Origin of the sequence: Corynebacterium aurimucosum, assembly GCF_046895345.1 — a bacterium.
Taxonomy (GTDB): domain Bacteria; phylum Actinomycetota; class Actinomycetes; order Mycobacteriales; family Mycobacteriaceae; genus Corynebacterium; species Corynebacterium aurimucosum_G.
Genome location: NZ_CP160096.1, coordinates 1556205 through 1578929 on the forward strand (window position 1 = coordinate 1556205; position 22725 = coordinate 1578929).

23 protein-coding genes are annotated in these 22725 nt (G+C 59.2%); 13 read left to right on the forward strand and 10 right to left on the reverse strand.

All coding sequences use genetic code 11. The features are described from left to right. Positions 1-64 precede the first annotated feature (64 nt). Both ABZS45_RS07440 and ABZS45_RS07445 read left to right on the forward strand, forming a co-directional pair. The gene (locus ABZS45_RS07440) at positions 65-460 is read left to right on the forward strand and encodes an MmcQ/YjbR family DNA-binding protein (protein WP_412099280.1); all 396 of its coding nucleotides are present in this window, start codon (positions 65-67) and stop codon (positions 458-460) included. Positions 461-515: 55 nt separating this feature from the next. Beyond that, entirely contained in the window at positions 516-962 is a 447-nt protein-coding gene (locus ABZS45_RS07445) for a MarR family winged helix-turn-helix transcriptional regulator (protein ID WP_412099281.1), read from the forward strand. A 21-nt stretch (positions 963-983) separates the two neighbouring features. Here the strand turns inward: ABZS45_RS07445 and ABZS45_RS07450 are convergent, their stop codons facing one another. Further along, complete coding sequence (locus tag ABZS45_RS07450) at positions 984-2219, reverse strand: M20 family metallo-hydrolase (protein ID WP_412099282.1); 1236 nt, start codon at positions 2217-2219, stop codon at positions 984-986. Positions 2220-2228: 9 nt separating this feature from the next. After that, positions 2229-3821, reverse strand: a complete 1593-nt coding sequence (locus ABZS45_RS07455) for an amidohydrolase (protein ID WP_412099283.1) — start codon at positions 3819-3821, stop codon at positions 2229-2231. A gap of 182 nt (positions 3822-4003) precedes the next feature. Here ABZS45_RS07455 and ABZS45_RS07460 point away from each other — a divergent pair, with 182 nt between their 5' ends. The 6 genes from ABZS45_RS07460 to ABZS45_RS07485 all read left to right on the forward strand — a co-directional run bounded on the left by ABZS45_RS07460 (position 4004) and on the right by ABZS45_RS07485 (position 11932). Then, on the forward strand, positions 4004-5128 hold the full coding sequence (locus ABZS45_RS07460; protein ID WP_412099284.1) for a PucR family transcriptional regulator: 1125 nt from the start codon (positions 4004-4006) through the stop codon (positions 5126-5128). 138 nt (positions 5129-5266) lie between these two features. Continuing rightward, positions 5267-6619 carry an MFS transporter gene (locus ABZS45_RS07465; RefSeq protein ID WP_412099285.1) on the forward strand — a complete coding sequence of 451 codons (1353 nt, stop codon included), beginning with the start codon at positions 5267-5269 and terminating at the stop codon, positions 6617-6619. 64 nt (positions 6620-6683) lie between these two features. Next, entirely contained in the window at positions 6684-7292 is a 609-nt protein-coding gene (locus ABZS45_RS07470; RefSeq protein ID WP_412099287.1) for a cation transporter, read from the forward strand. Between the two features lie 407 nt (positions 7293-7699). Next, positions 7700-9082 carry a hypothetical protein gene (locus ABZS45_RS07475; protein WP_412099288.1) on the forward strand — a complete coding sequence of 461 codons (1383 nt, stop codon included), beginning with the start codon at positions 7700-7702 and terminating at the stop codon, positions 9080-9082. Between the two features lie 198 nt (positions 9083-9280). Next, positions 9281-10438 carry an alpha/beta hydrolase gene (locus ABZS45_RS07480; RefSeq protein WP_412099289.1) on the forward strand — a complete coding sequence of 386 codons (1158 nt, stop codon included), beginning with the start codon at positions 9281-9283 and terminating at the stop codon, positions 10436-10438. A gap of 99 nt (positions 10439-10537) precedes the next feature. Continuing rightward, on the forward strand, positions 10538-11932 hold the full coding sequence (locus ABZS45_RS07485; protein ID WP_412101154.1) for a GntP family permease: 1395 nt from the start codon (positions 10538-10540) through the stop codon (positions 11930-11932). A 169-nt stretch (positions 11933-12101) separates the two neighbouring features. Here ABZS45_RS07485 and ABZS45_RS07490 read toward each other — a convergent pair whose 3' ends face one another. From ABZS45_RS07490 to mmuM, 3 genes are all read right to left on the reverse strand, one after another. Beyond that, positions 12102-12596, reverse strand: coding sequence for a gluconokinase (locus ABZS45_RS07490; protein ID WP_412099290.1), 495 nt, complete (start codon positions 12594-12596; stop codon positions 12102-12104). 71 nt (positions 12597-12667) lie between these two features. Further along, positions 12668-13054 carry a hypothetical protein gene (locus ABZS45_RS07495; RefSeq protein ID WP_412099291.1) on the reverse strand — a complete coding sequence of 129 codons (387 nt, stop codon included), beginning with the start codon at positions 13052-13054 and terminating at the stop codon, positions 12668-12670. Between the two features lie 53 nt (positions 13055-13107). Next, entirely contained in the window at positions 13108-13986 is an 879-nt protein-coding gene (mmuM, locus tag ABZS45_RS07500) for a homocysteine S-methyltransferase (protein WP_412099292.1), read from the reverse strand. 98 nt (positions 13987-14084) lie between these two features. Here mmuM and ABZS45_RS07505 point away from each other — a divergent pair, with 98 nt between their 5' ends. Continuing rightward, positions 14085-14228, forward strand: a complete 144-nt coding sequence (locus tag ABZS45_RS07505) for a CAP domain-containing protein (protein WP_412099293.1) — start codon at positions 14085-14087, stop codon at positions 14226-14228. 587 nt (positions 14229-14815) lie between these two features. Here the strand turns inward: ABZS45_RS07505 and ABZS45_RS07510 are convergent. The 4 genes from ABZS45_RS07510 to ABZS45_RS07525 all read right to left on the reverse strand — a co-directional run bounded on the left by ABZS45_RS07510 (position 14816) and on the right by ABZS45_RS07525 (position 17942). Beyond that, entirely contained in the window at positions 14816-15448 is a 633-nt protein-coding gene (locus ABZS45_RS07510; RefSeq protein WP_412099294.1) for a type 1 glutamine amidotransferase, read from the reverse strand. Between the two features lie 13 nt (positions 15449-15461). Then, complete coding sequence (locus tag ABZS45_RS07515) at positions 15462-17042, reverse strand: alanine/glycine:cation symporter family protein (protein ID WP_412099295.1); 1581 nt, start codon at positions 17040-17042, stop codon at positions 15462-15464. Positions 17043-17350: 308 nt separating this feature from the next. After that, entirely contained in the window at positions 17351-17488 is a 138-nt protein-coding gene (locus ABZS45_RS07520) for a hypothetical protein (protein ID WP_412099296.1), read from the reverse strand. Then, a complete protein-coding gene (locus tag ABZS45_RS07525; RefSeq protein ID WP_412099297.1) occupies positions 17460-17942 on the reverse strand; it encodes a 3'-5' exonuclease in 483 nt (160 codons plus the stop codon). The genes ABZS45_RS07520 and ABZS45_RS07525 overlap by 29 nt, the downstream gene beginning before the upstream one ends. Here ABZS45_RS07525 and ABZS45_RS07530 point away from each other — a divergent pair. Both ABZS45_RS07530 and ABZS45_RS07535 read left to right on the forward strand, forming a co-directional pair. Next, positions 17929-18354 carry a hypothetical protein gene (locus ABZS45_RS07530; RefSeq protein WP_412099298.1) on the forward strand — a complete coding sequence of 142 codons (426 nt, stop codon included), beginning with the start codon at positions 17929-17931 and terminating at the stop codon, positions 18352-18354. The genes ABZS45_RS07525 and ABZS45_RS07530 overlap by 14 nt on opposite strands. A 121-nt stretch (positions 18355-18475) precedes the next feature. Further along, positions 18476-18982 carry a GNAT family N-acetyltransferase gene (locus ABZS45_RS07535; protein ID WP_412099299.1) on the forward strand — a complete coding sequence of 169 codons (507 nt, stop codon included), beginning with the start codon at positions 18476-18478 and terminating at the stop codon, positions 18980-18982. On the opposite strand, the gene ABZS45_RS07540 is transcribed toward ABZS45_RS07535, so the two are convergent. Beyond that, positions 18979-19446, reverse strand: a complete 468-nt coding sequence (locus ABZS45_RS07540) for an ASCH domain-containing protein (protein ID WP_412099300.1) — start codon at positions 19444-19446, stop codon at positions 18979-18981. The two genes, ABZS45_RS07535 and ABZS45_RS07540, sit on opposite strands and share 4 nt — an antisense overlap. Before the next feature lie 555 nt (positions 19447-20001). Here ABZS45_RS07540 and ABZS45_RS07545 point away from each other — a divergent pair. Both ABZS45_RS07545 and ABZS45_RS07550 read left to right on the forward strand, forming a co-directional pair. Then, positions 20002-21249 carry an arginine deiminase gene (locus tag ABZS45_RS07545; RefSeq protein ID WP_412099301.1) on the forward strand — a complete coding sequence of 416 codons (1248 nt, stop codon included), beginning with the start codon at positions 20002-20004 and terminating at the stop codon, positions 21247-21249. A 10-nt stretch (positions 21250-21259) separates the two neighbouring features. Next, complete coding sequence (locus ABZS45_RS07550) at positions 21260-22576, forward strand: amino acid permease (protein WP_412099302.1); 1317 nt, start codon at positions 21260-21262, stop codon at positions 22574-22576. Positions 22577-22725 lie beyond the last annotated feature (149 nt).

The following is a 22725-nucleotide window of genomic DNA, read 5'->3' on the forward strand; positions in this document are numbered from 1 at the left end:
TGGGCCCCTTACTCCGAGGAATCGGAAAAGGGGCCCAACGGTGTTTTCGCCTAGTCTGGGTTATATGAATTCCAGGCTAAAAGGCCCCGGTTCCCTGGGCCTTCACTCCAGCGCCACCAACCGCGCCATGGAGCTCCCCGGCGCCACGCTTACGCATCCTTTTGGACCAGACTGGGACGTGTTTAAGGTGCGCGGCAAGGTCTTCCTTCTTCTCACTGCGGTCACTGGCCGACAGCAGGCCATCCTCAAGGCCGATCCCCTGGATGCCGAAGCACTGCGCAGCGAGCATTCCTTCATCACACCCGGCTACCACATGAATAAGCAACATTGGGTGTCGGTGCACCCAGATCCCCAGTTGACCCCGGAACTTCTGGCCGAACTCGTGACGGACTCCTACCGCCTCGTAGTAGAAAAACTTCCCCGTTCGCAACGCCCCATCGATCCCTCCACTTTTGGATAGAGTTGCCGCTATAAACATTTGCGGCCACCAACCCCGAGCTCTTAGGCTTGAGCACGTGACGGATTTTGACCTCATCGATGAGACCATCGCGGAATACCGCCGCTTCGAGCGCGCCCGCGCGCGCTTCGATACCGAAGCACGCCGCGAGTACGGCGTCACCGGTTCGCATCTTTCGCTCCTCCGACTCATTGATAAGAAGAGCCCCATTCCCATCTTGCAACTGCGCAAGGAGCTGGGTTGGCAGCCCGCCACCATCGGGCAGGCGGTCAAGCGCCTGGTGCGTGACGAACTCATTTCCATCGATGACGATCCAGAGGACCTGCGCCGCCGCCTGTGCAGCATCACAGAGGAGGGCCGGCGCTTCCTGCTCCACGTCCCCCTCACCGGCCCGGCGCGCCTGCGCACCTATGAGTTCAGCGAGGAAGAGTTAACCACCATGAAGCGTGGGTTCGAGACCGCGCTGAAAGCCTTCGGGTATGTGCCGTGGAGCGATGAGGACTAGCGCGTTGGCCGCGCTAGGTACCTAGTCCTCCCCGCAACCGGTTTCCACGAGGCGCTGCGCCACGTGCGTCAACACGTCCAGGCCGGCCACGCAGTCTTCCTCCGTGGTAAATTCCTTTTCGTTGTGTGAGATGCCGTCGACGGACGGGATGAAGAGCATGACCGTCGGCACCACCTCCTTAAGGTTGGTCGAGTCATGGCCGGCCACCGTATAGATCTCCTGGTGCGGATAGCCCAGCTTTTCCACGACCTCACGGGCCAGCGCCACGCCGGCCTCCGGGTAAGGGTTGAGAGCCCACTCGTGCGTTGGGGATAGCTCGACCGAGGTGCGTGATTCCTCCTCTGCTTCGGCGATGATCTCCTGCAGACGCACTTGCGCTTTCTCCAACACCTCCGTGGAGGGTGAGCGCACATCCACGTTGAAGCGCACCTCGCGGGCGATGGTCACGGGGGAGTTCGGCTCCAGTGTTAGCTGCGAGACCGAAGCCTGCAGCTGGCCTTCGGCAAATTCGTGGGTGAGGCGCTCTACTGAAGCAATAATGAGGGAGGCGCCGAAGAGCGCATCCTTCCTATCGGCCATCAGAGTGGAACCGGTATGGCCCTGCTCACCGGAGACCACCGCCTGGAATTTCTTCGCACCCCACGTGGCGGTAACCAAGCCAATCGTGTTGCCGGCAGCTTCAAGTTCCTTACCTTGTTCGACGTGGATCTCCGCATAGGCCGCGAGCTTCGGGGCTTCACCGCGCGGGGCCCAACCGGCTTCCTCCTGGGCCTGCGCAACGGTGACGCCGGCAAGGTCGGTGGCGGAGTGGGCGCGGTCAAGCGTGAGCGTTCCCACGAACACCGAGCTGCCCATCATGGAGGGCGCAAAGCGCGAGCCTTCCTCGTTGAACCAGTTGATGACCGCCAGGTTATAGCGAGCCTTTACCCCCGACTGCGCCACGCGCCCGGCCGCATGGGCTGCGGCCAGCACGCCATAAGCACCGTCGAAACGGCCGGCCAGCGGCTGCGAATCCAAGTGGGAACCCAGTCCCACGTACTCGGCGCCAGGGACGAGCTCAAAGAGGCCGTACTGGTTGCCAATCTCGTCGTAGATAACCCGCGCGCCGAGGGATTCGAGGACCTCGTGGAACCAGGCGCGGTTGAGGTTATCGCCACCACTGGCCGCCTGTCGCTCCACGCCGCCACCCGGAGTGGCACCGTTAGCGGACATGGCCTGGAAATCGGCCAGGAATTGTTCGTTAGTGGTTGCTCGCATTTCTACTCCTTAAAAGCTTCCGTAGCGCAGCTCGCCGCCCACGATGGTGGCGGCCACGTCGATGGTGGAAAGGTCATCAGTCTGCAGTGGGTCCTGGGAAAGCAGCACGAAATCCGCTAGCTGCCCCGGCATCACCTGTCCCTTGCGCCCGGCCCAGCCCGTCGCGGCGGCCGAACCTGCGGTATAGGCGTAGAGCGCCTCGGCTGGGGTCAGACGATCCTTAGGCCCATAGTCCCGACCTGAGGCGGTGCGCCGTTCCACGAAGGCCTGCATGACCTCCAGGGGCACGCCGGGTGCCACGGGTTGATCGGAGCTGCCGGGGAGGATGAGGGAGGCGTCGAGAAGCCGCTTGCCCGGGTAGCTCCACGCCGTGCGCTCCGGGCCGAGGGCGTCCGCCATCGCATCACCGAAAGCCTGGATGAACAGCGGCTGCGGAACGACCACGATGGGCTTGCCGCGCAGGCGCGCGATCTGGTCGGGGCGCACCACGCCGCCGTGCTCGATGCGGTGCGGCATGGCGGGCACGCCATGCTTGGCGACGGCCTCCTCTAGCGTCTCTATCGCGAAGTCCACCGCCGCATCCCCGATGGCGTGGATGGCTAGTGACCAGCCAGAATTCGCCGCCTCAAGCGCGCGGGTGCGCATCTGCTCAGGATCCCCCTGGAAGTAGCCGTGGTGGGAGCAGCAGGCATAGTTTTCGCTCAGCGCGGCGGTGGTTCCCAGCAGGGAGCCATCACTGAAAATCTTCACTGGTCCGATCTGCAGCCACTCATCGCCGAAGCCGGTGCGCAGGCCACCATCCAGGCCCCAGCCGGGCCCGTCGGAGGCGTGTCCGGAAATCTCGTGAAGCACATCCATGGTCACCATCACCTGCATGCGGGTGTGCAGGGTGGCGTTCTGGTAGGCCGCAATCTCACGCGGGCTGTGCCCGATCCAGCCGCCAGCCACACCGGCATCCGTGACAGAGGTCAGTCCACGTTCGAGGTAGCGGCGTGTGGCCAGTTCCAGGGCGCGGGCAATCTCCTCGCCTGATTCCGGCAGTGTCACCTCTTGAATGGCGCGCATAGCGTTTTCATCGAGCAGCCCAGTGCAGTGCCCGTTGGCATCGCGAACAAACTCACCGCCTTCCACCTCCGGCGGGTTGGCGGGATCGACGCCCGCCGCGCGCAGGGCCGCGGTGTTGACCGTATAGGCGTGACCCGAGTTGTGTTTGATGAGCAGCGGAGCTCCACCGGTGGCATGGTCGAGCTGCTCTATCTCCACCGACGCATCCAGCCCGGAGGGACGAAACCCTGCTGCTACTACCCAGCCGTCGGGGTTCGGCTCGGCGTCACGCAAGGCGGAATACACGTCATTCGGTGTTGCTGCCTGGGATAGATCCACCTCCAGCAGCGTCTGGCCGAACCACACGGTGTGGGAGTGGACATCGTTGAAGCCTGGGGTCAGGGTGCGCCCACCGGCATCCCATGTTTGTTCAGCGGGCAGCGCGCGGGCGTCATCCCCCACTGCCAGGATGCGGCCGTTAACAAAGGCCACCGCATCCGTGACTGGCCGCGCGGGGTCTTGGGTCAGGATGTGGGCGTTGTCGATGCGCGTAATCATCCGTCCTCCTGGGGTCTTCTGTGTTCTTCGACAAATAGCGCACGGTGACTCGACTCGTACCGTGTACCAAGCCGAGCCACACAGACGCGCACTGTGGTTGTCCCCACAGATTAGACGCAGCAGTGATACAACTCTCCATATCGAGGGCAATTCACCAGCGGGCACCGTGTAGCGTTGTGCATATGCACGAAAAACGCTGGCACGACATCGTCGCGGAGGTCCACGGCACCATCCCCCGCCTGGTGGAGGATTTCCTCGCTGCTTTTACTCGTTCAGGGCGCTATGGCGACTCGTTGGTGAGCGAAGACGAGTTACGCCTCACGGCCTTCGAAGTCTTCGCGCGCATCACCGACGTGTTGGTCGGCGCGATGGATGAGGAGGAGCTGCGCACCCACGCGCAGAGTTTGGGCCGCCGGCGCGCACACCAAGGCGTGGAACTAGCAACGCTGATCGACGCCATCCAGCTCGACTTCACGGTCCTCTGGGAGCACCTGCGCCGGGCCGCCGGCGCGGACCAGGAGGCACTCATCGACCACGTAGCACAGGTGCATTCCGCTGTGACGATGTACAACCTGGTGGTACGCGACGCCTACCGCCTAGAAGAAGCGCGCGGGCAACACGACGTGCACCGCGCCCACGCCCGACATTTGGAAAGACTTTTTGCAGCTGAGTCCTTGGGCACGCTCGGTATCGCGGAAATCACCCGTGCACTCAACCTGGATGCTGATTGCCGCTTCGACGTCGTGGTGGCCCACCCCACCGCGGCGGTGGAGTTGCGCGCGCTTCTCGACGAACCCATCTCCTCCGGCAAGGCCTTCGGCCACGGTCTGCGCGGGATGTTTGTGGCTTTTTGGCCCTGTGCAGATCTCACCGAACACATCACCACGGAATTGGCAGACATTTCCGGGGTGCTTTTTCGCAACGTCACCGGACTAGCCGGAGTGCGTTCAGCTACACATCAGGCACCACGCATCTTCGACGCCACCGGGCCGCTGAGCCAACTCACCGAAGCGTCCGATGCACTCTGGGCCGTCGCCGGGGATGCCCTCACAGACTTCACCGCCAGCGGCATGACAGAGCTCACGCAGACAATCGCCGAGTTGCGGCTTCACCACGCGCCGCTCTACCTGACCATCACCACCTACCTGGACTGCGGGTCCATCAAGGATTCCGCCGAAGCGCTGCACTGCCACCGCAATACCGTGCTCAACCGCCTACGACACGTCAACGAGCTCACCGGTCTTGACATCACTCGCCCAAAGGATGCCGCGCGAATTTTGCTAGCACTCCATCGCACCGCCCGATAGCACTTGTGCACTGACACAACCACTGCGACCAGCCAGTGGGGCAATGCATAGAAAACCCTCCACCTCATTCACCCCAAGGTGACGTGCACCTAATGTTCCATAGACAGGTAATGCATTTCACATAAGGAGCACCTCGATATGACTACCCATGCAGCGTCGGCCGCTTCGGCCCAATCCGGCGCCGAGGAAATCAAGGTCGACTCAAAGGACGTCTTCCGCATCGCCAGTTCCGCATTCGTCGGCACAGCCCTCGAATGGTATGACTTCTTCCTCTTCGGCACCGCCGCCGCGCTCGTCTTCAACGAACTCTTCTTCTCTGGAATGTCGGGCACCGGCGCCACCCTCGCCTCCTTCGCTACTTTCGGCGTAGGCTTCCTCGCCCGCCCACTGGGCGCGGTCATTTTCGGCCAAATCGGTGATAAGATGGGCCGCCGACCAGCGCTTATCATCTCCATCGTCGTGATCGGTGTAGCCACCGGAGTCATTGGCCTCCTACCTACTTTTGAAAGCATCGGCATCTGGGCACCTATCGCTCTGGTCATCCTGCGCCTGCTTCAGGGAGTCGCCGTCGGCGGCGAATGGGGCGGCGCCACGACCATGGCCATCGAACACGCACCGGCGGAAAAGCGCGGCCGTTACGCAGCCTTCGTGCAAATCGGCTCCCCCGCCGGCACGCTGCTATCGTCTGGAGTCTTCGCGCTTGTACTCATGCTCGGTGATGACGCGGTGAGCTCCTGGGGCTGGCGAGTTCCCTTCCTCATCGCCTTCCCCTTCCTGGCAGTAGCACTGTGGATTCGCTCGAAGGCCGAGGAATCCCCGGTCTACAAAGCACTCGAAGAGGAAGCTGAGGCAGACGAGGCCGCACACCAGGGCTCCCTGAAGGAGCTTTTCACGCAACACTTCCCACAACTATGCCTCGCCTCTGCGGCGGCCTTCCTAGGCATTGGCGGCTTCTTCGTGATGAGCACCTATGTCCTCTCCTATGCCACAACCACCCTGGACTTCGAGCGCCAGACCGTCGTGAACGCCACCCTCCTCGGCGCTGTGTGCCAAATCTTCATCAACATCATCTTCGGCCGCCTCGGCGAAAAGATTGGCCCCGGTCGCGTTATCGGATACGGCGCGCTTGCCACCGCCATCATGGCGTGGCCACTGTGGGCGATGATCGATACTGGCAATGCTGTACTACTCACGCTTGCTGTCTGCATTGGACTATCCCTGGTCACGATCACCTATTCCGTGTCGGGCGTCCTGCTCTCAGAGATCTTCCCCGCCAACGTCCGCTATTCCGGCGTCGCCATTTCTGCCAATATCGCCTCGGCAGTATCGGGACTGCTACCTTTCCTCGCCACCGCATTGAACGCTTCCAATGAGACTCCCAGCTCCACGCCGGGAATCATCATCCTGGCCGCCACCGCACTCATCACAGCCTTTGGCGGATTCGCCGGCGAGAGGCACCGCCGCGAGGACGACGTCACCATCGTCGACTAACACCCAACCGCTAAGAAGAAACTAAATTGAGACACGGCTCCTTGGCCCACTAAGCTCAGGTGCCGTGTCTCACGATCTCTCCTCCTCCACGCTGAATGCTCGCGCCCGACGGATCGTCGCCTGGGTGGCCGCGCTCAACCTCCTCGGCTTCTTCGGCGAATTCATCATCGCCTGCATCATTGGCTCAGCCTCACTCTTCGCTGATGCCGCCGACTTCCTCGAGGACTTCCTCATCAACGCGCTCGTGCTCTTGGCACTGCGCTGGTCGGTGGAAGGGCGTCGCAAAGCAAGCTATGGCCTAGCCGGTCTCATCCTGATTCCTGCCGTGGCGTCCTATGCCATGGCCATCTGGAAGATTGTCACCGGCGCCGTTCCTGAACCGCTCGCACTATCGGGCACGGCCGTAGCTGCCATGCTCATCAATCTGCTCTGCGCGGTGCTACTGCTACAACTGCGCCACGGCGGTGCGCTCACGCGCGGCGCATGGCTGGCCGCGCGCAACGATGTCGCCGCCAACATTCTCATCGTCGGCGCCGGCCTTCTCATGCTGGTATGGGCAAGCCCCTGGCCCGATATCGTCGTCGGCCTCCTCATCGGCACTATCAACCTGCGCGCTGCGGCAGAAGTCTTCGAACAAGCCCGTTCGGAAGACCCAGAGATCGAAGAAGACTGACGCGAGCTTTATAAGAAACCCCTGAATCTGGTGACGCACCGTCACGCCCACCGCTATAGACCTAGCGCTAAAACCGCTCCGCACACCTCGCCATCGCAACTTTTACCACCCCTTGATGGGGTCATTCTTTAGTTTGTGAACAAACGGTCAAAGAGACGTTTTCGCAGAATACAGTCTAATTGGACAAAACCAAGGTCGGGGCAAATTTCTTAGCAAAATGTTCACCTGGGGGACACCCGACCGAAACCTGCTTTCCTTGGCAAAAATATAAACATTTCTAAGGGTGCGGGATCCTAAAAAGCGTCTTATCGTTGCACAACGTCACGCACTGGGCATTACAGCGCACGCTCAGCGCCACCACAGTGCGTCGCCATATTGCCCCACAATTTTCATCCAGGAGATCAACAATGACCAAGCGTCGCCGTTCCGCCGGCCTCATCGCCGGCCTCGCGATTGCAGGCTCCGCCCTCATCGCACCGGCTGCCTCCGCAGCCACCCACACCGAGTCCTACCCGGAGACCCCGGCCGTGAACGCCAAGCTACCCATCGTTCACACGTCCCACGGCTCCGACCACATGAAGGCCAACGTGCTCAACCCGCGCCCGGTGTGCAACCCGTGGGAAGATCACCGCACCGTGGTGTACAAGGTGACCGATAACTTCATGCCGGCTGGCACCATCTCCACCACGAACCAGACCAAGAAGGACATCCCGCTGCAGCAGGACCTGTCCAAGTCCCAGTCCATCACCCTGTCCGTCAATGGTGACCGCACTGAGACCACCTCCATGAACGCAGGTGGTAAGGGCTCCGGCAAGAACTCTGAGGGCTCCTTCGGCATCTCCCACGAGATCGCCACCAAGCTCGGCGCTTCCGCTTCCTACTCCCTGTCCTGGGAGGCTGGCCAGTCCATCGGCCCGTACGATGTTCCGCCGAACCACACCGGTGAGGCTACCTACGGCTTCCGCGTCCTGAACATGACCGGTACCCAGCAGTACTGCAAGCCGAACGGCACCTGGTCCACCCCGACCTTCTGGTCCGCAATGCAGCCGATGAAGAACGAGGTTCGCGTCAAGCTCTACGACGACATCGCTGATTCCTACGCTCCGAACAAGGACGCTCAGAACACCACCGACGTCAACGACCCGAAGGTTGTTGAGGAGGAGAAGTCCCCGGAGGCAGACGCCGAGGTCATCAAGGACAACGAGGTCGCTCCGGAGGAGAAGGCCGTGTCCGAGGCTGAGGGCAAGAAGGAAGAAGAGGCCGATAAGAAGGTCCAGGAGGACGTCGACAACGGCAAGACCGATGAGGCCAAGCAGAAGCTGGACCTCAAGCCGGTTCTGACTACCTCCGGCGCTAAGCACGCTGGTTTCGCCGGCACCGTTGCTCTCCGCCTGGAGAACGTCGGTACCGAGCGCTACTACGGCGACTTCCCGGCTGTTCAGTACCGCGTTGACGTCAAGACCGCTGAGGGCCCGAAGGGCGTTGACCGCCTCATCACCCCGCGTTCCTCCAACGGCGCACACATCCGTGACCTGGGCTTCGACGAGAAGACCTCCACCCGTTCCTTCGAGGTCACCCTGGCCAACCCGATTAACGCTGGTGATTCCGCCCGCGTTGCCAACCTGGACTTCGGCGACGGCAACACCAAGGAAGGCCGCCTGAAGAACTACATCGAGGTCACCCAGATTTCCCGCCTGAAGGGTGACAACTCCACCGACAACGACCAGAACGTTGACTCCCGCGAGATCACCGTGAAGGACACCGGCAAGAAGGCTGAGGGCCTGTTCTAAGGACACCCCCTCGCCACGGTATTGAGTGTGCAGAGTGTGTAGAGCCCGCCGACGCTTAGTTCGGCTATGAGAGAGTGAAAGAAACCCCGACCGCCCCTAAGCGGTCGGGGTTTCACTGTGCTTGGAAGCTCCCACGCGCACCCCCACCAACGCAGACGATGTTTTCGCTGTTCACGGTTAGTTGGTTATTGTTTACGAATGATTTTCTCTCGCACCGCACTCGCGGGCACCCTTTCGGTGGGGTTGATACTCTCCCCCACCCACGCGCTGCCGGCACAGGCACAAGCGCTCGATGCGATGAGCAGCGATATCGCTAACATCGATCAGCACTCCAGCGCCCTCGATCCCATCGCGCTGGGCCCGCTGGCGCCCGTACTCTTTGCCGACAATATCTTCGCCGCCTGGGCGCAGGTGCTGCAGCAATTGAGAATCCCTGTCTTAGCGCCAGAGGCCACGCGCCCAGCGGCTACCACCGCACCAGCACAACTGCGTGAACTGCGGCACGTTCAGGACAATGTGTGGGAGCTGAAGGCCTACTCACCGGCCATGGACCGTGTCATTACTAATGACATCATTCTCCCGCCCGGAGGAGTGGAGATTACTCAACCCCGCCCCACCTATTACCTGCTGGGTGGTGCAGGCGGCGGCGAAGACGCACTGTGGTGGGACGGCGGCGGTGCTTCCGAATTCTTCCGCGATAAACGCATCAACGTCGTCTCACCGCGCGGTGCCTATGGCTCCATGATGTCCGACTGGTCACAGCCGCACGACACCCACGGAAAATACAAGTGGGCAACGTACTTGACCAAGGAGCTTCCACAGCTTATCGACGCCAAGTTCCACGGCTCCGGCCGCGACGCCATCGCGGGCCTGAGCAACTCTGGCGGCCCGGCACTCGAGCTCGCCACCTACGATCCGCGTTTCAAGGTGGCAGGTTCCTTCTCCGGTTGCCCGTCCACCACAGGCATTCTGGCGCAGTCCTTCGCGTGGGTAAGCGCGGCCTTCTACGGCACTGACCCAGCTCGCTCCTTCGGCGCACCCTGGGATCCGGCATGGGCGCAACACTCGCCGGTTCTCAACCTCGATCAACAAAAGGGTCGAAAGTCCTTTGTCATCGTTTCCCGAGGTGGCCCGGCAGATTTTGACGTCGACATTGAGGACTCACCGCTGCCAGCTTTAGGCCTCAACGAACGCTTGGATTACTGGTGCAGTTCCTTTTACGCCAAGCGTGCCACCGCTGCTGGCGTTGATCTTGACTACTACGAGCTTCCGGCCGGGCGCCACACGTGGGGGCTCTTCCGCCGGGAGCTAGCCATCAGTTGGGCCACGGTGGGCCCGGCACTCGGCGTGGAATAGCACCAACGCTCACGTACACAACTGCACCGCGCGATCTCTAGTTCGTGATCTCTAGATCACCGCTCACCGCCTTAAGTAAAATCAACATTCATGAATGTCATGGATACTTGGGAGCCCACGCTGGGCACCGGACCTCTGTTGGGAATTGCGGCGGCGGCCATCGCCGTCATCCTCGTCCTCGTCATCCACTTCAAGGTGCACGCCTTCGTCACCCTCGTCACGGTATCCGCACTGACTGCGCTGGCCGCCGGCATACCGCTGGACGGCGTGGTTCCTACCATGACGAGTGGCTTCGGCTCCACGTTGGGTTCCGTGGCCTTGCTGGTGGGCTTGGGCGCCATGATCGGGCGCTTGGCTGAGACCTCCGGCGGAGCCAAAACGCTTGCCGACGCCCTCGTGAAACTCTTCGGCGAAAACAAAGCACCCCTAGCGCTGGGCGTGGCTTCCCTCATCATGGGCTTCCCCATCTTCTTCGATGCAGGCCTCATGGTGATGCTGCCTGTCATCTTTGCCGTCGCCAAGCGCCTTAACGGCCCGGTCCTGGCCTACGGCATCCCCGCCGCCGGAGCCTTCTCCGTCATGCACGTCTTTGTGCCACCCCACCCGGGCCCCGTCGCAGCCGGTGAATTCTTCAGCGCGGATATCGGCCTGATCCTCATTTTCGGCCTCCTCGTTGCGCTGCCCACGTGGTATCTTTCCGGCTACCGTTTCGGCCTCCACTTGGGCAAGAAGTACCCTTTTCGCCTCGAGGAGGCCATAACCGGCGCGCTGGTCAGCGATGCCGAATTGCCGGATCGCCCGGCCTCCCCGGCTTCGGTACTCAGCATCCTGCTCATCCCCATGGTCCTCATCTTTGGCAATACCGGGTTGACCACCTTAGGCACAGCTGGCGTTGTCGATCCTTCCGCCACCTGGGTGCGCTTCTTCGTCTTCCTAGGCCAGACCCCAATCGCGCTGCTCATTACCACCCTCGCAGCAATGGCCGTGCTGGGCCTGCGCCGCGGGGAAGGAAAGAGTGCTATTGAGAAAACCATGGAGTCCTCGCTCGGACCCATTTGTTCTGTCATCCTCATTACTGGTGCCGGCGGCATGTTTGGTGGGGTGCTGCGCACCAGCGGCATCGGTGATGCGCTGGCGGATTCTATGGCTGGCCTCGGCATCCCCGTTATCCTGGCCTGCTACCTCATCGCGGTGGCCCTGCGCCTGGCGCAAGGCTCAGCCACCGTTGCCCTCACCACGGCGGCCGCACTCATGGTTCCCGCTGTGGAAGCTGGCGGCTTCAGCGAGATTCAGTTGGTCCTCATCACGCTTGCCACCGCGGCTGGCTCCGTCTTTGGCAGCCACGTTAATGACTCGGGATTCTGGCTCGTCGGCCGGCTCATGGGCATGGACGTGTCAACCACGCTGCGGACGTGGACCGTGAACCAAGCGCTCATTTCCTCTATTGGCTTCGGCATTGTCCTTATCTTCTACGGTGCCGCCGCAGTGCTCTAGCGCCGCAGCTGGAGCAGCTGCAGGATCTCGAAAGCACCAGCTAACCCTGAAACCTGATTTGGCCATTTTAGTGCGGGGAACAATCCCACCCCACCGCCGAACAACACCAGGTAGCAGTGTTAAGAGTGGCGTTGCTCATCCACCCATGACTTAAGTCAGGAAGCACCAGCTAAGCCCGCAAGTACTCGGCCGCCGCGGCGGCGAGCTCCTCCGGAGTAGCGCTAACATCCAACACCACTCCTGCTTCCTCTGGGCGCAGTTCCTCCAAAGTCTCGAACTGCGAATCCAGCAGGGATACGGGCATGAAGTGTCCGGAGCGCTTAATCATGCGCTCTTTGAGCAGCTCATAGGTGCCGTGCAGGTGCACAAAAACCGTATCCGACGCTGCGGCGCGAATGAGTTCGCGGTAGGAATGCTTGAGCGCGGAACAACCGACGATGGCGCCACCTTCTTGGTCTGCGAGGAAGCGGCCGATGGATTCGAGCCAGGGTTTCCGGTCATCGTCGTCAAGCGCCTGTCCCGAGGCCATCTTCTCGATGTTCGCCGCCGGGTGCATATCGTCCCCATCCCGAAAGGGAAGGCCGGTGTGCTGCGCCAGCAACTCCCCGACCGTAGACTTGCCGCAGCTTGAGACTCCCATGATCACAACGTGCTTGTGCATCATCCTCCTTCACACGCCACCCGATTTTACGTGCCACGCGCTACCTGACGTAGCGCGGTTCAATACGGCGCGACTTAGCCCAGCGGCCCGTAGCCAAAGTCACCGCGCTGCACCTGACCACGGGCATTCGGGTCAAAGGTTGCGCACAGGGCTGCCGCCACGTAGCGCACACCGCCTGCCGGTGAAGAGGAGCCGACGCGCTCGGCGCAGTTCTCCAGCGCAGGCAGGCCGATGCTCTGCCCCGGCTTCGTCATGGAGAAGAAGGACGCGGCCATCATGGTGTTACCATCAGCGCGCACGTATTCCGAGGAGCCTTTGATGGCCTGCCAGGCAATCGCCCCGACGGGATCGGTGCGGAACTGGTCCCGCTCAGTTTGGGTCAGCTCGGCGTTGGCGGCGGGCACGGACAATGTCGTGATGATTAGCGCAGTAGTTGCTGCAAGGAGAGGAAATTTTTTCATAGGAACACTCTATCCCCCGCGCCACAGTTTTTCTCGGCATTGCCGACCCCGGCTTAACTGATGGCGCTGCGCAACTGTCGAATCTCGGCAGGCCCTACGCGGCAGCAACCGCCTAGCAGGCTCACGCCTGCGTCGTGAAACTCCACCGCTGCCTCGGTCAGACTCATTGCGCCAGCAGGAGCAGGCTGCCAATCGTGGGCACCGTGATCCCAGTACTCGCCGCTGTTGGGGCAAGCCAGAAGCGGCTTATCAGTTGCTTTTCGCATGTGCTCCACCACCGCGCAAGCCTGTGATGGGCTGACACAGTTTACTCCCACTGCACCCAGCCGCGGCGACTGGTTGGCAAGCTCAATAGCCCGTGAGAGCTTCTCGGGGTCCGCCGCGATAGCGCCGGTAATACTCAGTGCGAATGGCTTGGGCTGTGCTTCAAGAAGCTCGAGCAGTGCAGCGGCCTCATCGACGTTGGGAATGGTCTCCGCAAGGAGGAAGTCGGCGTCTGTATCCGCGAGTACCGCTACCCTGCGGGCATGCCAGCGCTGTAAATCACCACGGCGCAGGTCATAAGCGCCGTCATAGTCCGTCCCCTTCCCCGGACCCGCGCCATAGGGGCCGATGGATGCGGCGACCAGCAGATCACCATGGGCAGTGCGCTTGTCGACGGCCTGGCGCGCCGCCCCACCCGCCACTGCGACGCTACGGCGCAGAAGCTCCTCCGCTTCTTCACCAAGCACATCGAAGGTGACTTGGTAGGAGGCCGCGGTAGAAACCTGCGCGCCAGCGGCGAAGAAGTCCACGTGTGCAGACTCAATGAGCGCGGGGTTCTCCCGCAACACCCGCGCCGACCACAGCGGGCCCGAGATATCGCACCCCTGCGATTCGAGGTGGGTTCCGAGGCCGCCATCCAACAGCAGCGGTTCACCAAGGAGGGCCATGACGCACGAGCCTAGCAAGGGATGCGCCGCATTGATCAAACTAATGCCCGAACTACTGGACCCACTACCCCGCCGACCTTCCCGCTGGTGGTGAGAACGTGCTCCAAGCATGGAGCTATTACTCCGACGCTCGGCTCGTTCACCTGTGGATGGACTCCCCCGGCCACCGCAAGAACCTGCTCGACCTGCGCACAAAGTCCGTGGGCATCGGCATGGCCGTTAGCGCCGATGGAAAGCTGTAAGCTGTGCAGAACTTTGGGCGGTAGGCTCGCGCCTTCCACTGCTGATGCGCGCCTGTGAAGATGAGGTTGTCACTCTTCACGGGCGCGTTAGCCGTTGTGAGATTCCGGAGCCGTGCTGTACGTACGCTCTTTTTATCCTCTAAACTTGCTTCCAACACTCAAATACCAGGGAAGCATGCATCGATAGGAGGGGCTATGACCGTACTCGTCCCTATGTCCCCGTTTGTCCTTGAATGGGCTGTTGAGAGAACGCAGCTCCCCATCAATGAATTGGAAAAAGCCTGACTTCCACTCCTTGCGCTCTTGGCTAATAGGTGAAAGTACCCCAACATTCAGGCAAACACAGAAGCTGGCCATGCTTGCTGGGATCCCTTTTGGCGAAAAGCCCATCAAACGCACCCCTCATCTTCCTGATTTTAGGACTCACGGGAGCACTCCGTTGTCCGGATGCAGCCCTGCGCTTGAGCAGACAATCTATGCCTGTGAACGACGCTTAGAGTGGTATGCAGAGGATGCCCTCGCCAACGGTACTACAGAAGCACCTTCGAGACTTCGTAGTAGCTCCGGCCGAAAAGTCAGTAAAGATTCTAAAGTGCACTGAAGTTGTAAGCAATGCTTTGTCCGACCTCGACAATTTGATTGTCTACAGCAGTCATCTTTTTGCGCATCTCTTCTTCACTGTGATCGGAAAGCGTAGCCCAAAAGGCCATCGTCTCCGGTGAAGCTTCTGGGTGGAATTGAACTCCAACTGCTGACCCGATTCGGAAGGCTTGAATCGCGTTTTCGCTCGATGCGAGCAATACTGCACCTTCGGGAAGATCGGTGACTGAGTCATAGTGAGATTCTGCTGCGAAAAACTCACAATTAGTTCCAGAAAACAACGGGTCAGCAAGGCCTTCTTCGGTCAATTCGATTCTGAACGGACCATCCTCCACGCCAGTATCCAAGCTCACTGTTCCGCCAAACGCCGACGCAAGAACTTGATGTCCTAGGCATATCCCTAGGACCGGAATTTCTCGAGATACAGCTTCATTCAACAGTTCGCGCAGATCGACCAACCAATCACCATCGTTGGCATTCATCCTTCCGCCGAGCACGATGATGCGGTCACCGCAATCATTAAGAGAAGGAGTCGGAGGAACAATTTCATATTCATCGTCGAGCCATTTTTCGAACCGATCCAAACCTACGATTGGATCTGGTTGAATCACAGTAATCATATTTAATCCTTATCTACTTGACCTGCGACGAAACAGCTATTCCTGGATCATCGTCCCTCGAGTTTTCCCATAATTCAGTTTCAGAATGACAACGCTCCGCGCTCTCATAGTTTTGACTGCTCTCCTCCCAAAAATCAGCATTTTTGATTCCCAATCGTTGAGGCTCAAATTCCGGATCGAGACCACGCTTCTTTTGCATCATGTAGTCTTTCAGACATGCTACGGCCGGAGTCTGGAGCGCAAGAATAACAAGAATATTCAGCCAGGCGGTTGCACCCATACCAATATCACCAAGCGCCCATGCGACCGTCGGAGTAGATATTGCCCCTACAAATACGGATGAAAGTAAGAGTATCCTCAATGCCCAAATCAATCCTCGACGGACCCGTAGGCTGTCTACCCACCGATTGAAGTAGCTTAGATTCACTTCGGCGGAGTAGTAGGAGCCAAGGACAGTTGTAAAGGCAAAGAATCCGATTGCAACCGCTACAAACGACGATCCAAAGCCGGGAAATACGGTGTCAAGCCCATTTTGAACGAATCCCGGACCTACGGCTACTCCGTCAGGAAGGTTTCCGCTATAGCGAATTGGCCCCTCTTCTGTGGGCTCTTCGTAAACCTTGTACATTCCCGTCGAAATAATAATGAACGCTGTCGCGGAACAAACGAACAAGGTATCAACGTACACCGCAAAAGACTGCACTAGCCCCTGTTTAGCTGGATGAGAAACTTCTGCTGCTGCCGCTGACTGAGGGGTAGTTCCTTGTCCTGCCTCATTAGAATATGCACCGCGCTTGACACCCCACATCACCGCTGATCCCAATAACCCAGCGAACAATTGCTCCTGGCCAAAAGCAGATCTAAATATGAGCCCAAAGACCTCTGGAATTTGTTCAAAATTGACACACAGGATAACTATTGCGAACACGATATAAAGGCCTGCCATCGGTGGAACAACCAGGGAAGCGAAGTTCGCTATCCTCTTAATTCCACCCAAAATGATGACTGCAATTGCAACAGTAAGTACTGCTGCTGAGACCTTAATATCAATTCCCCAAGCGTTGGCCAGCGCTGCAGCCACACTATTCGACTGAATGCCCGGCAAGAAAAAGCCTGTAGAAAGGGTAACAACCAGTGCAAAAACGGCTGCCAGAACTTTCATAAAGGGCGCTATCCGAGTCCCCCTATATGCCTTTTCGATGTAATACGCTGGACCGCCGCGATATTCCCCGGTATCCCGATCCTTCTCTTTATAGATTTGTCCAAGCGTACATTCTATAAATGATGAAGCAGCACCCATAATCGCAACGGTCCACATCCAGAAAACGGCACCCGGGCCACCAAAAGCAATCGCCGTCGCTACGCCGGCCATATTTCCGATACCTACGCTGCCCGCAAGGGACACCATCAGAGATTCAAGTGACGAAATGCCAGAAGATGATTTCTCAGAGCTCCGAATCTGCCTAAGCATGTCTGGAATACATCGAATCTGGACACCCTTGGTCACAATCGTAAAATACAAACCCGCACCAAGCAGCAATGCAACTAGGGCCGGAGACCAAAGTACTCCACTAATCACACCTAGAGCTTCCATTTTGAAGTCGCCCCTTTCCCAAATCTTCGTCGGTACGAACCGGTACTAAGATTATCGCCACTTCAACCGTCAAACGTGCGAAACATCACAAACGATACACGATGTTAAAAATGTTAATCGTCAGCGTAAGCAAAAGCCGTTGGTCATTAGCATCTTGTCCCTAAAGCTCCACATTTGCTAACCCACGACTAGCCTCCAAAAAAGAATGCTGTTACCCCTACATGGGGTAGAAATAATTATGATCTATCCAATCAGGTGGAGACCACTTCCCTCATTTTAGAGTGGCCCCTACGCTTCGCTCCCTAGCTTTACGAAGGCAACAACTCCGAAGCCTCCCCCACCACGCTCACCACGAGCACATCGCGGGCGCGCGAGGCCGCCACGTAGAGCAACGCCCGCTCGCGCTGCAGGGCCTCGTCAGCCTCCGCCGGCGCAAGCCCCTTCATCAGGCAGCGCCTCCCTGCTCACGTCGAGCAAGATCACGTGCGTGAACTCCAAGCCCTTGGCGTTGTGCATCGTCATCACCGCCACCGGGCGCTCCCGGGAGGTGCGCCGCCCGGTGCTCACCGCCACGCCTAGTTCACCTAGCTGCGTGGCAATCTCATCCTTACGGGAGTTGGTGCGGGTCAGCACGCCAATGGAAACGTCGTCCTCGCCGGCGGTCCAGTCCCGAATATGCGCGGCCAAGGTTTCAGCTTCCTCGGCCTTGCTGGCAGAATTCACGACAACCGGTGCCGGCCCCTGGCGCACCGAACGGTAGCCATGCAGATCGTCGATATTCTCTTCCGAATCCACCCACTCGGCACCCTCCAGAATGGCCGTGGCATAGCCCAGGTTCTGTCGGGTCGTCCGGTAGTTCACCCGCAGCGCATTCCAGTACAGGGACATGGCTGTCGACATTCACCATATTTTCCCCCGGGACTGGTGCAAGAAAAACGAAATCGATAACGAGCGCCGCGAGTCTATTGTCAACAAAACGACACTGAGTGCACGCACGAACCGTGTTATCGGCGGCGTGGCACCTTCGGCATACTTGTCCAAGATTGAGAGCGAATCTGGCTTCGATGCTGACGGCGTGGACGACGTTCTCCGCGGACACCTCATTTCGCCTGAAGTACTGCACAGTGACAACTTTGATACCTTTTTTGAACGTCGAAGGGAATCGCTTTGCACGCTCATTGAGGGTGCTCTGAAGAAGACGGTTCAACGCGATGTCAGCGAAGGAAACGCTGCCGAGGATTCCTCATTCTTCGAGAAAGAAGCCCTTGAAGAACCAGGCCAGTTGGTAGAGGAACCCGTATCAGAGGTCTGAAGCAACATCGTTTTCTCACCGACCAGCGCAGCAGTGCAGCCTTCGATCAAGAACGACTGCGCCACACATGTCCAGATTGGGTAACCTTGGCAGACCGTAGCTTTCAATCTTAGGAGTCGCAATGAACGATGCTCACGTCCTCCACACCCCGCGGCTTTCAATGTCGGTACCTACAGATGCCGATATTGACGCCGTTTTTGCTATCCACTCGGATGCCCGTACGTACGAGCACCGCCCTGAACTGGCGATGAAAACTAGAGAAGAAGCCGTGGAGCTAACACGCGCATGGCAAGAGAACTGGCGGGAAAAGAAGCTGGGCTACTACGTGGTATCCACGCTTGATGGCACGACCATAGGCTTTACCGGTGTGCGCCATAGCGAGGAAGCAGGTGAAGAAGTGCTCAACCTCTACTACCGCTTCGCACCCGAATCGCAGGGACAGGGCTTTGCCAAGGAGGCTGCGGCCGCTGCGATTGCCAGTGCGCGCGAGCGATTCCCGCAGCTTCCGGTCGTCGCCATCATCGATCCCACCAACGAGGCATCGATTGCCCTAGCCTTGAAACTCGGGCTTCACCGCGTCCCCGACGCAGGCGTGCCGGATGACTACGAGGTCTACCGACTCTCCTAGGTTTCGGCGTCCCACGCCTCCAGCCCCTTAACCGGGTACCGCCCGTCAACGGTGAAACGCTGACACACCACCTGGGTGTCGTCATTGATGTCTATCTCTCCGATGTACTCAACGAATTCGGGTGAGCGCCAGAACTGCTCATGCCCGGCGCGCCATTCACTGGCGTCGGCGTAACCCTCGCCCTCGGCGATGGCGTGCTCGTCGATGACATCCACAAGCCGGCAGACCTGGACCTCGGTGGTGCGGATGACGCAGACCACGTTATCGCGCGAATCGAGTACGGCCTCAAGAGTGCCCACATCCTCGCGCGGGTCGTGGCCGCGCGGGTGTTCAACCAGTAAGGATGTCGTAGTGGTTTTCGTGCCGGTCAGAATGGCGGTAACGAGAGCGTCACGGAGCGGCCCCGGAAAGGCGAACTCGCCGCGGGGCAATGTTGATATGGGTTCTACGGAGTCCTGTGCCATATGTTCACACTACGTGGCTCATCAATGTTGTTGAGCAAGCACGTGCTCGCTTGCTATTTCGTCCGCCGGCTGTTCAACCCGCGCGTTCGAGTTATTTTCAGCGATGCCCACCCCAGCCCTAATGTCGAAGACTTTGAAGCCCCGCAACAACCCCCCACTCCCCCGTGCGCTGCACGCCACGCCTACCCCCGCACCCCGATCCCTAATATTCGCGCAGAGTTTCCACCCCACCCAAAGTTATACATCCGGCTTACTGTCGGTCTGCGGTGTCCGCCACCGCTAGGGTCGTCGCAGTGATGGAGGGACGGGGGCGTCGGCAAGCGCGACAGGAATGCGACCACTTATTCACCGGTGATACATGAATAAAAGTGAATGATATTATGCATCGCGCCGTAAAACCTGCATCTACGTGGACTTTCCATCACCCACTCAGGCTTGAAAAAATACGCCTCCTTCATAAACTTGTCGTGTAGTTCACAGACCAATAGTTCCGGTGAACCAGTTCACCACGTTGCAGGATGGCGCCGTGCAGGCGTCAAGAAAGGTTTCAGAAACATGGCAGCTTCCCCGTTAGGAGTCTGGTCCGAGGTCGGCAAACTCCACCAAGTCATGGTGTGCGCACCCGGGCTCGCGCACGAGCGGCTCACCCCCAGTAACTGCGCTGAGCTGCTTTTCGACGACGTCCTCTGGGTCGACGAAGCCAAGAAACACCATGCGGAGTTCGTCGCCGAGCTGCGCGACTACGGCGTCGAAGTGTTAGATATGCACACGCTTTTAGAGGAAACTCTGGACACCCCGGGTGGGCGGGATTTCATCCTCGACTACAAGCTCCTCGATAAGAATGTGGGTGCGGGCATTGGCGGCGAGCTGCGCCACTGGTTCAATGAGATGCCCACTGCACGCCTGGCCGAACTCCTCATTGGCGGACTACCCTTCGCCGAAATCCCGAAGGGCCTGGGTCACGGCACCATCGATGCCATGCGTGAGGTCTACGGCCCGTCCGCTTTCGCGCTGCGCCCGCTGCCCAATACGCAGTATGCGCGGGACAATTCGGCGTGGATCTATGGCGGCGTGTCCCTCAATCCCATGCGTATGCCAGCGCGCCACCAGGAAACGCTGCTCACCCGCGCTATTTATAACTATCACCCGCGGTTTGCGCAGGCAGACTTCAAGTTCTGGTACGGCAACACCGATGAGGAACCGGGGCTTGCGGCACTGGAAGGCGGTGACATCATGCCGATTGGCAAGGGCATCGTACTGGTAGGCATGGGTGAGCGCACCACCTGGCAGGGCGTGAGTCAGCTGGCCATGCGCCTATTTGAGGAGGGTGCCGCCACCAAGGTCATCATTGCGGCCATGGCCAAGGAGCGCGCCTCCATGCACCTCGACACCGTGCTTACGTTCCTTGACGCCGACAAGGTCACCGCCTACCCCAAGGTGGTAGACACCATCCGGCCGATAGTCCTGCATCCTTCGACAAGCACGGCGCCTTTCGACGTCGAACTGCCCACCGAGTCCTTCCTCGAGGTCGTCGCCAAGGCGCTGGGCATTGACGCCTTCGAGGTCATCGAAACAGGCGGCGATACCTATGCTGCCGCCCGTGAGCAGTGGGACGATGCCAACAACGTCGTGGCTATCGAACCCGGCGTGGTGGTGGCCTATGACCGCAACAAACACACCAACGCCAAGTTGCGTGCCGCCGGCATTGAGGTAGTGGAGATCGGATCGGCAGAGCTGGGGCGCGGCCGAGGAGGCGGGCACTGTATGACCTGCCCAATTGTCCGCGAGGCCGTCGATTACTAGAAAGAATTTTATGACTTCGTCCAAAGCCGACACCACTGCACAGACCACCGACTCGGGGGATTCCACACAGTCTGCGAGCACACCACCGAAGTCCGAAGGCACGGCGCTGAGTTGGGTTCTTGCGCTTTTTGGCACCGCGATGGGTGCCGGAATCCTCTTCCTGCCGCTACAGGCAGGAGCCTTTGGCTTCTGGCCGCTCGCCTTCGCCACGGTGATCATTTTCCCTTTGGTGTATTTCTCCCACCGCACTTATGCCCGCATTGTCGCCGGTGCACCCACCCAGGACTACGGGCTGGACATCTTGGAACTGGTGCGCAAGTACCTTGGACGCAACACAGGTTTGTTCGTGGCATTGATGTACTCCCTGGCCAACGTCCCCACGGTGTTCATCTATGCCATCTCCGTAACAAATGCCATCGACAGCTTCATTGTTAACCAGCTCCATGGACCTTCCATCAACCGCTGGGCGCTTTCGGTGCTGTGCGTGGGCACCCTCACCGGCATTTTCGCCATCGGGCGCAAACCCATGCTCTGGTTGGCACAAATTCTGGTTTATCCGCTCATCATTTCGCTTGCAGCAACGTCGATCTACCTCATCCCCCAGTGGGATTTTCATTCCTTCCTGGACGTGGACTACAAAGACGGAAGCTGGCCAAATATCTTGCTCGGCGCCGTTCTTATTCTCCCCGTGCTGGCTTTCTCCTTCTCCCACATGGCGGCGCTATCGCAAATGTCAGTGGACATGCAATCCACTTACGGCAAGAACACCGAAAAACGAGTCTCGCGCATTGAGCTCTACACGGCCGCGCTGCTGGTCATCTTCACCATGTTCTTTGTCTGGTCATGCGTCTTGGCGCTGGGGGCTGACGGTATGCGGGAGGCTTCCGAGCAAAACATTCCGGTGTTGTCCTACTTTGCCAATGTCACCGGAGTTCACGCGCTGGCCGTGTTGGCCCCGTTAATTGTCATCTTCGCCATCGTGACCTCCTATTTTGGAACAATGCTCGGCGCAGAAGAAGGTACCGCCTACATGGTTGGCCTGCTGGCTCCGCGTACAGCAAACCGGGTCAACCGACGTACATTACTAACCATCGTCTACGTCTTCATTTTCATCACCGGCACTGCGGTCTCCGTGTTTAATCCACCGATTCTCAACCTCATCTACCTGGTGGGCGGCGTATTTGATGCAATTCTCATCTTCTTGCTGCCGGTGTACATGTTCCACAAGGTCAAGGAATACAAAAAGTTCCGACATGACCCATGGAATTACTTCGTCTTTGCGCTGGGCTCAATCATTTTGGCCATTACCATCTGGGACCTGTTCTAAGGAGAAAAGACGCCCCCACATGTCCCACCCCTGCATTGAGGTAATCAAAAGGTTGTGAACGAAAGGTCAAAAGGCTGGAAGAAAGTTACTTTACACCCCTAACTTTTCCTTGAAGGCCTGCGCAACCCCATTGCCGGACTACCCAGCGC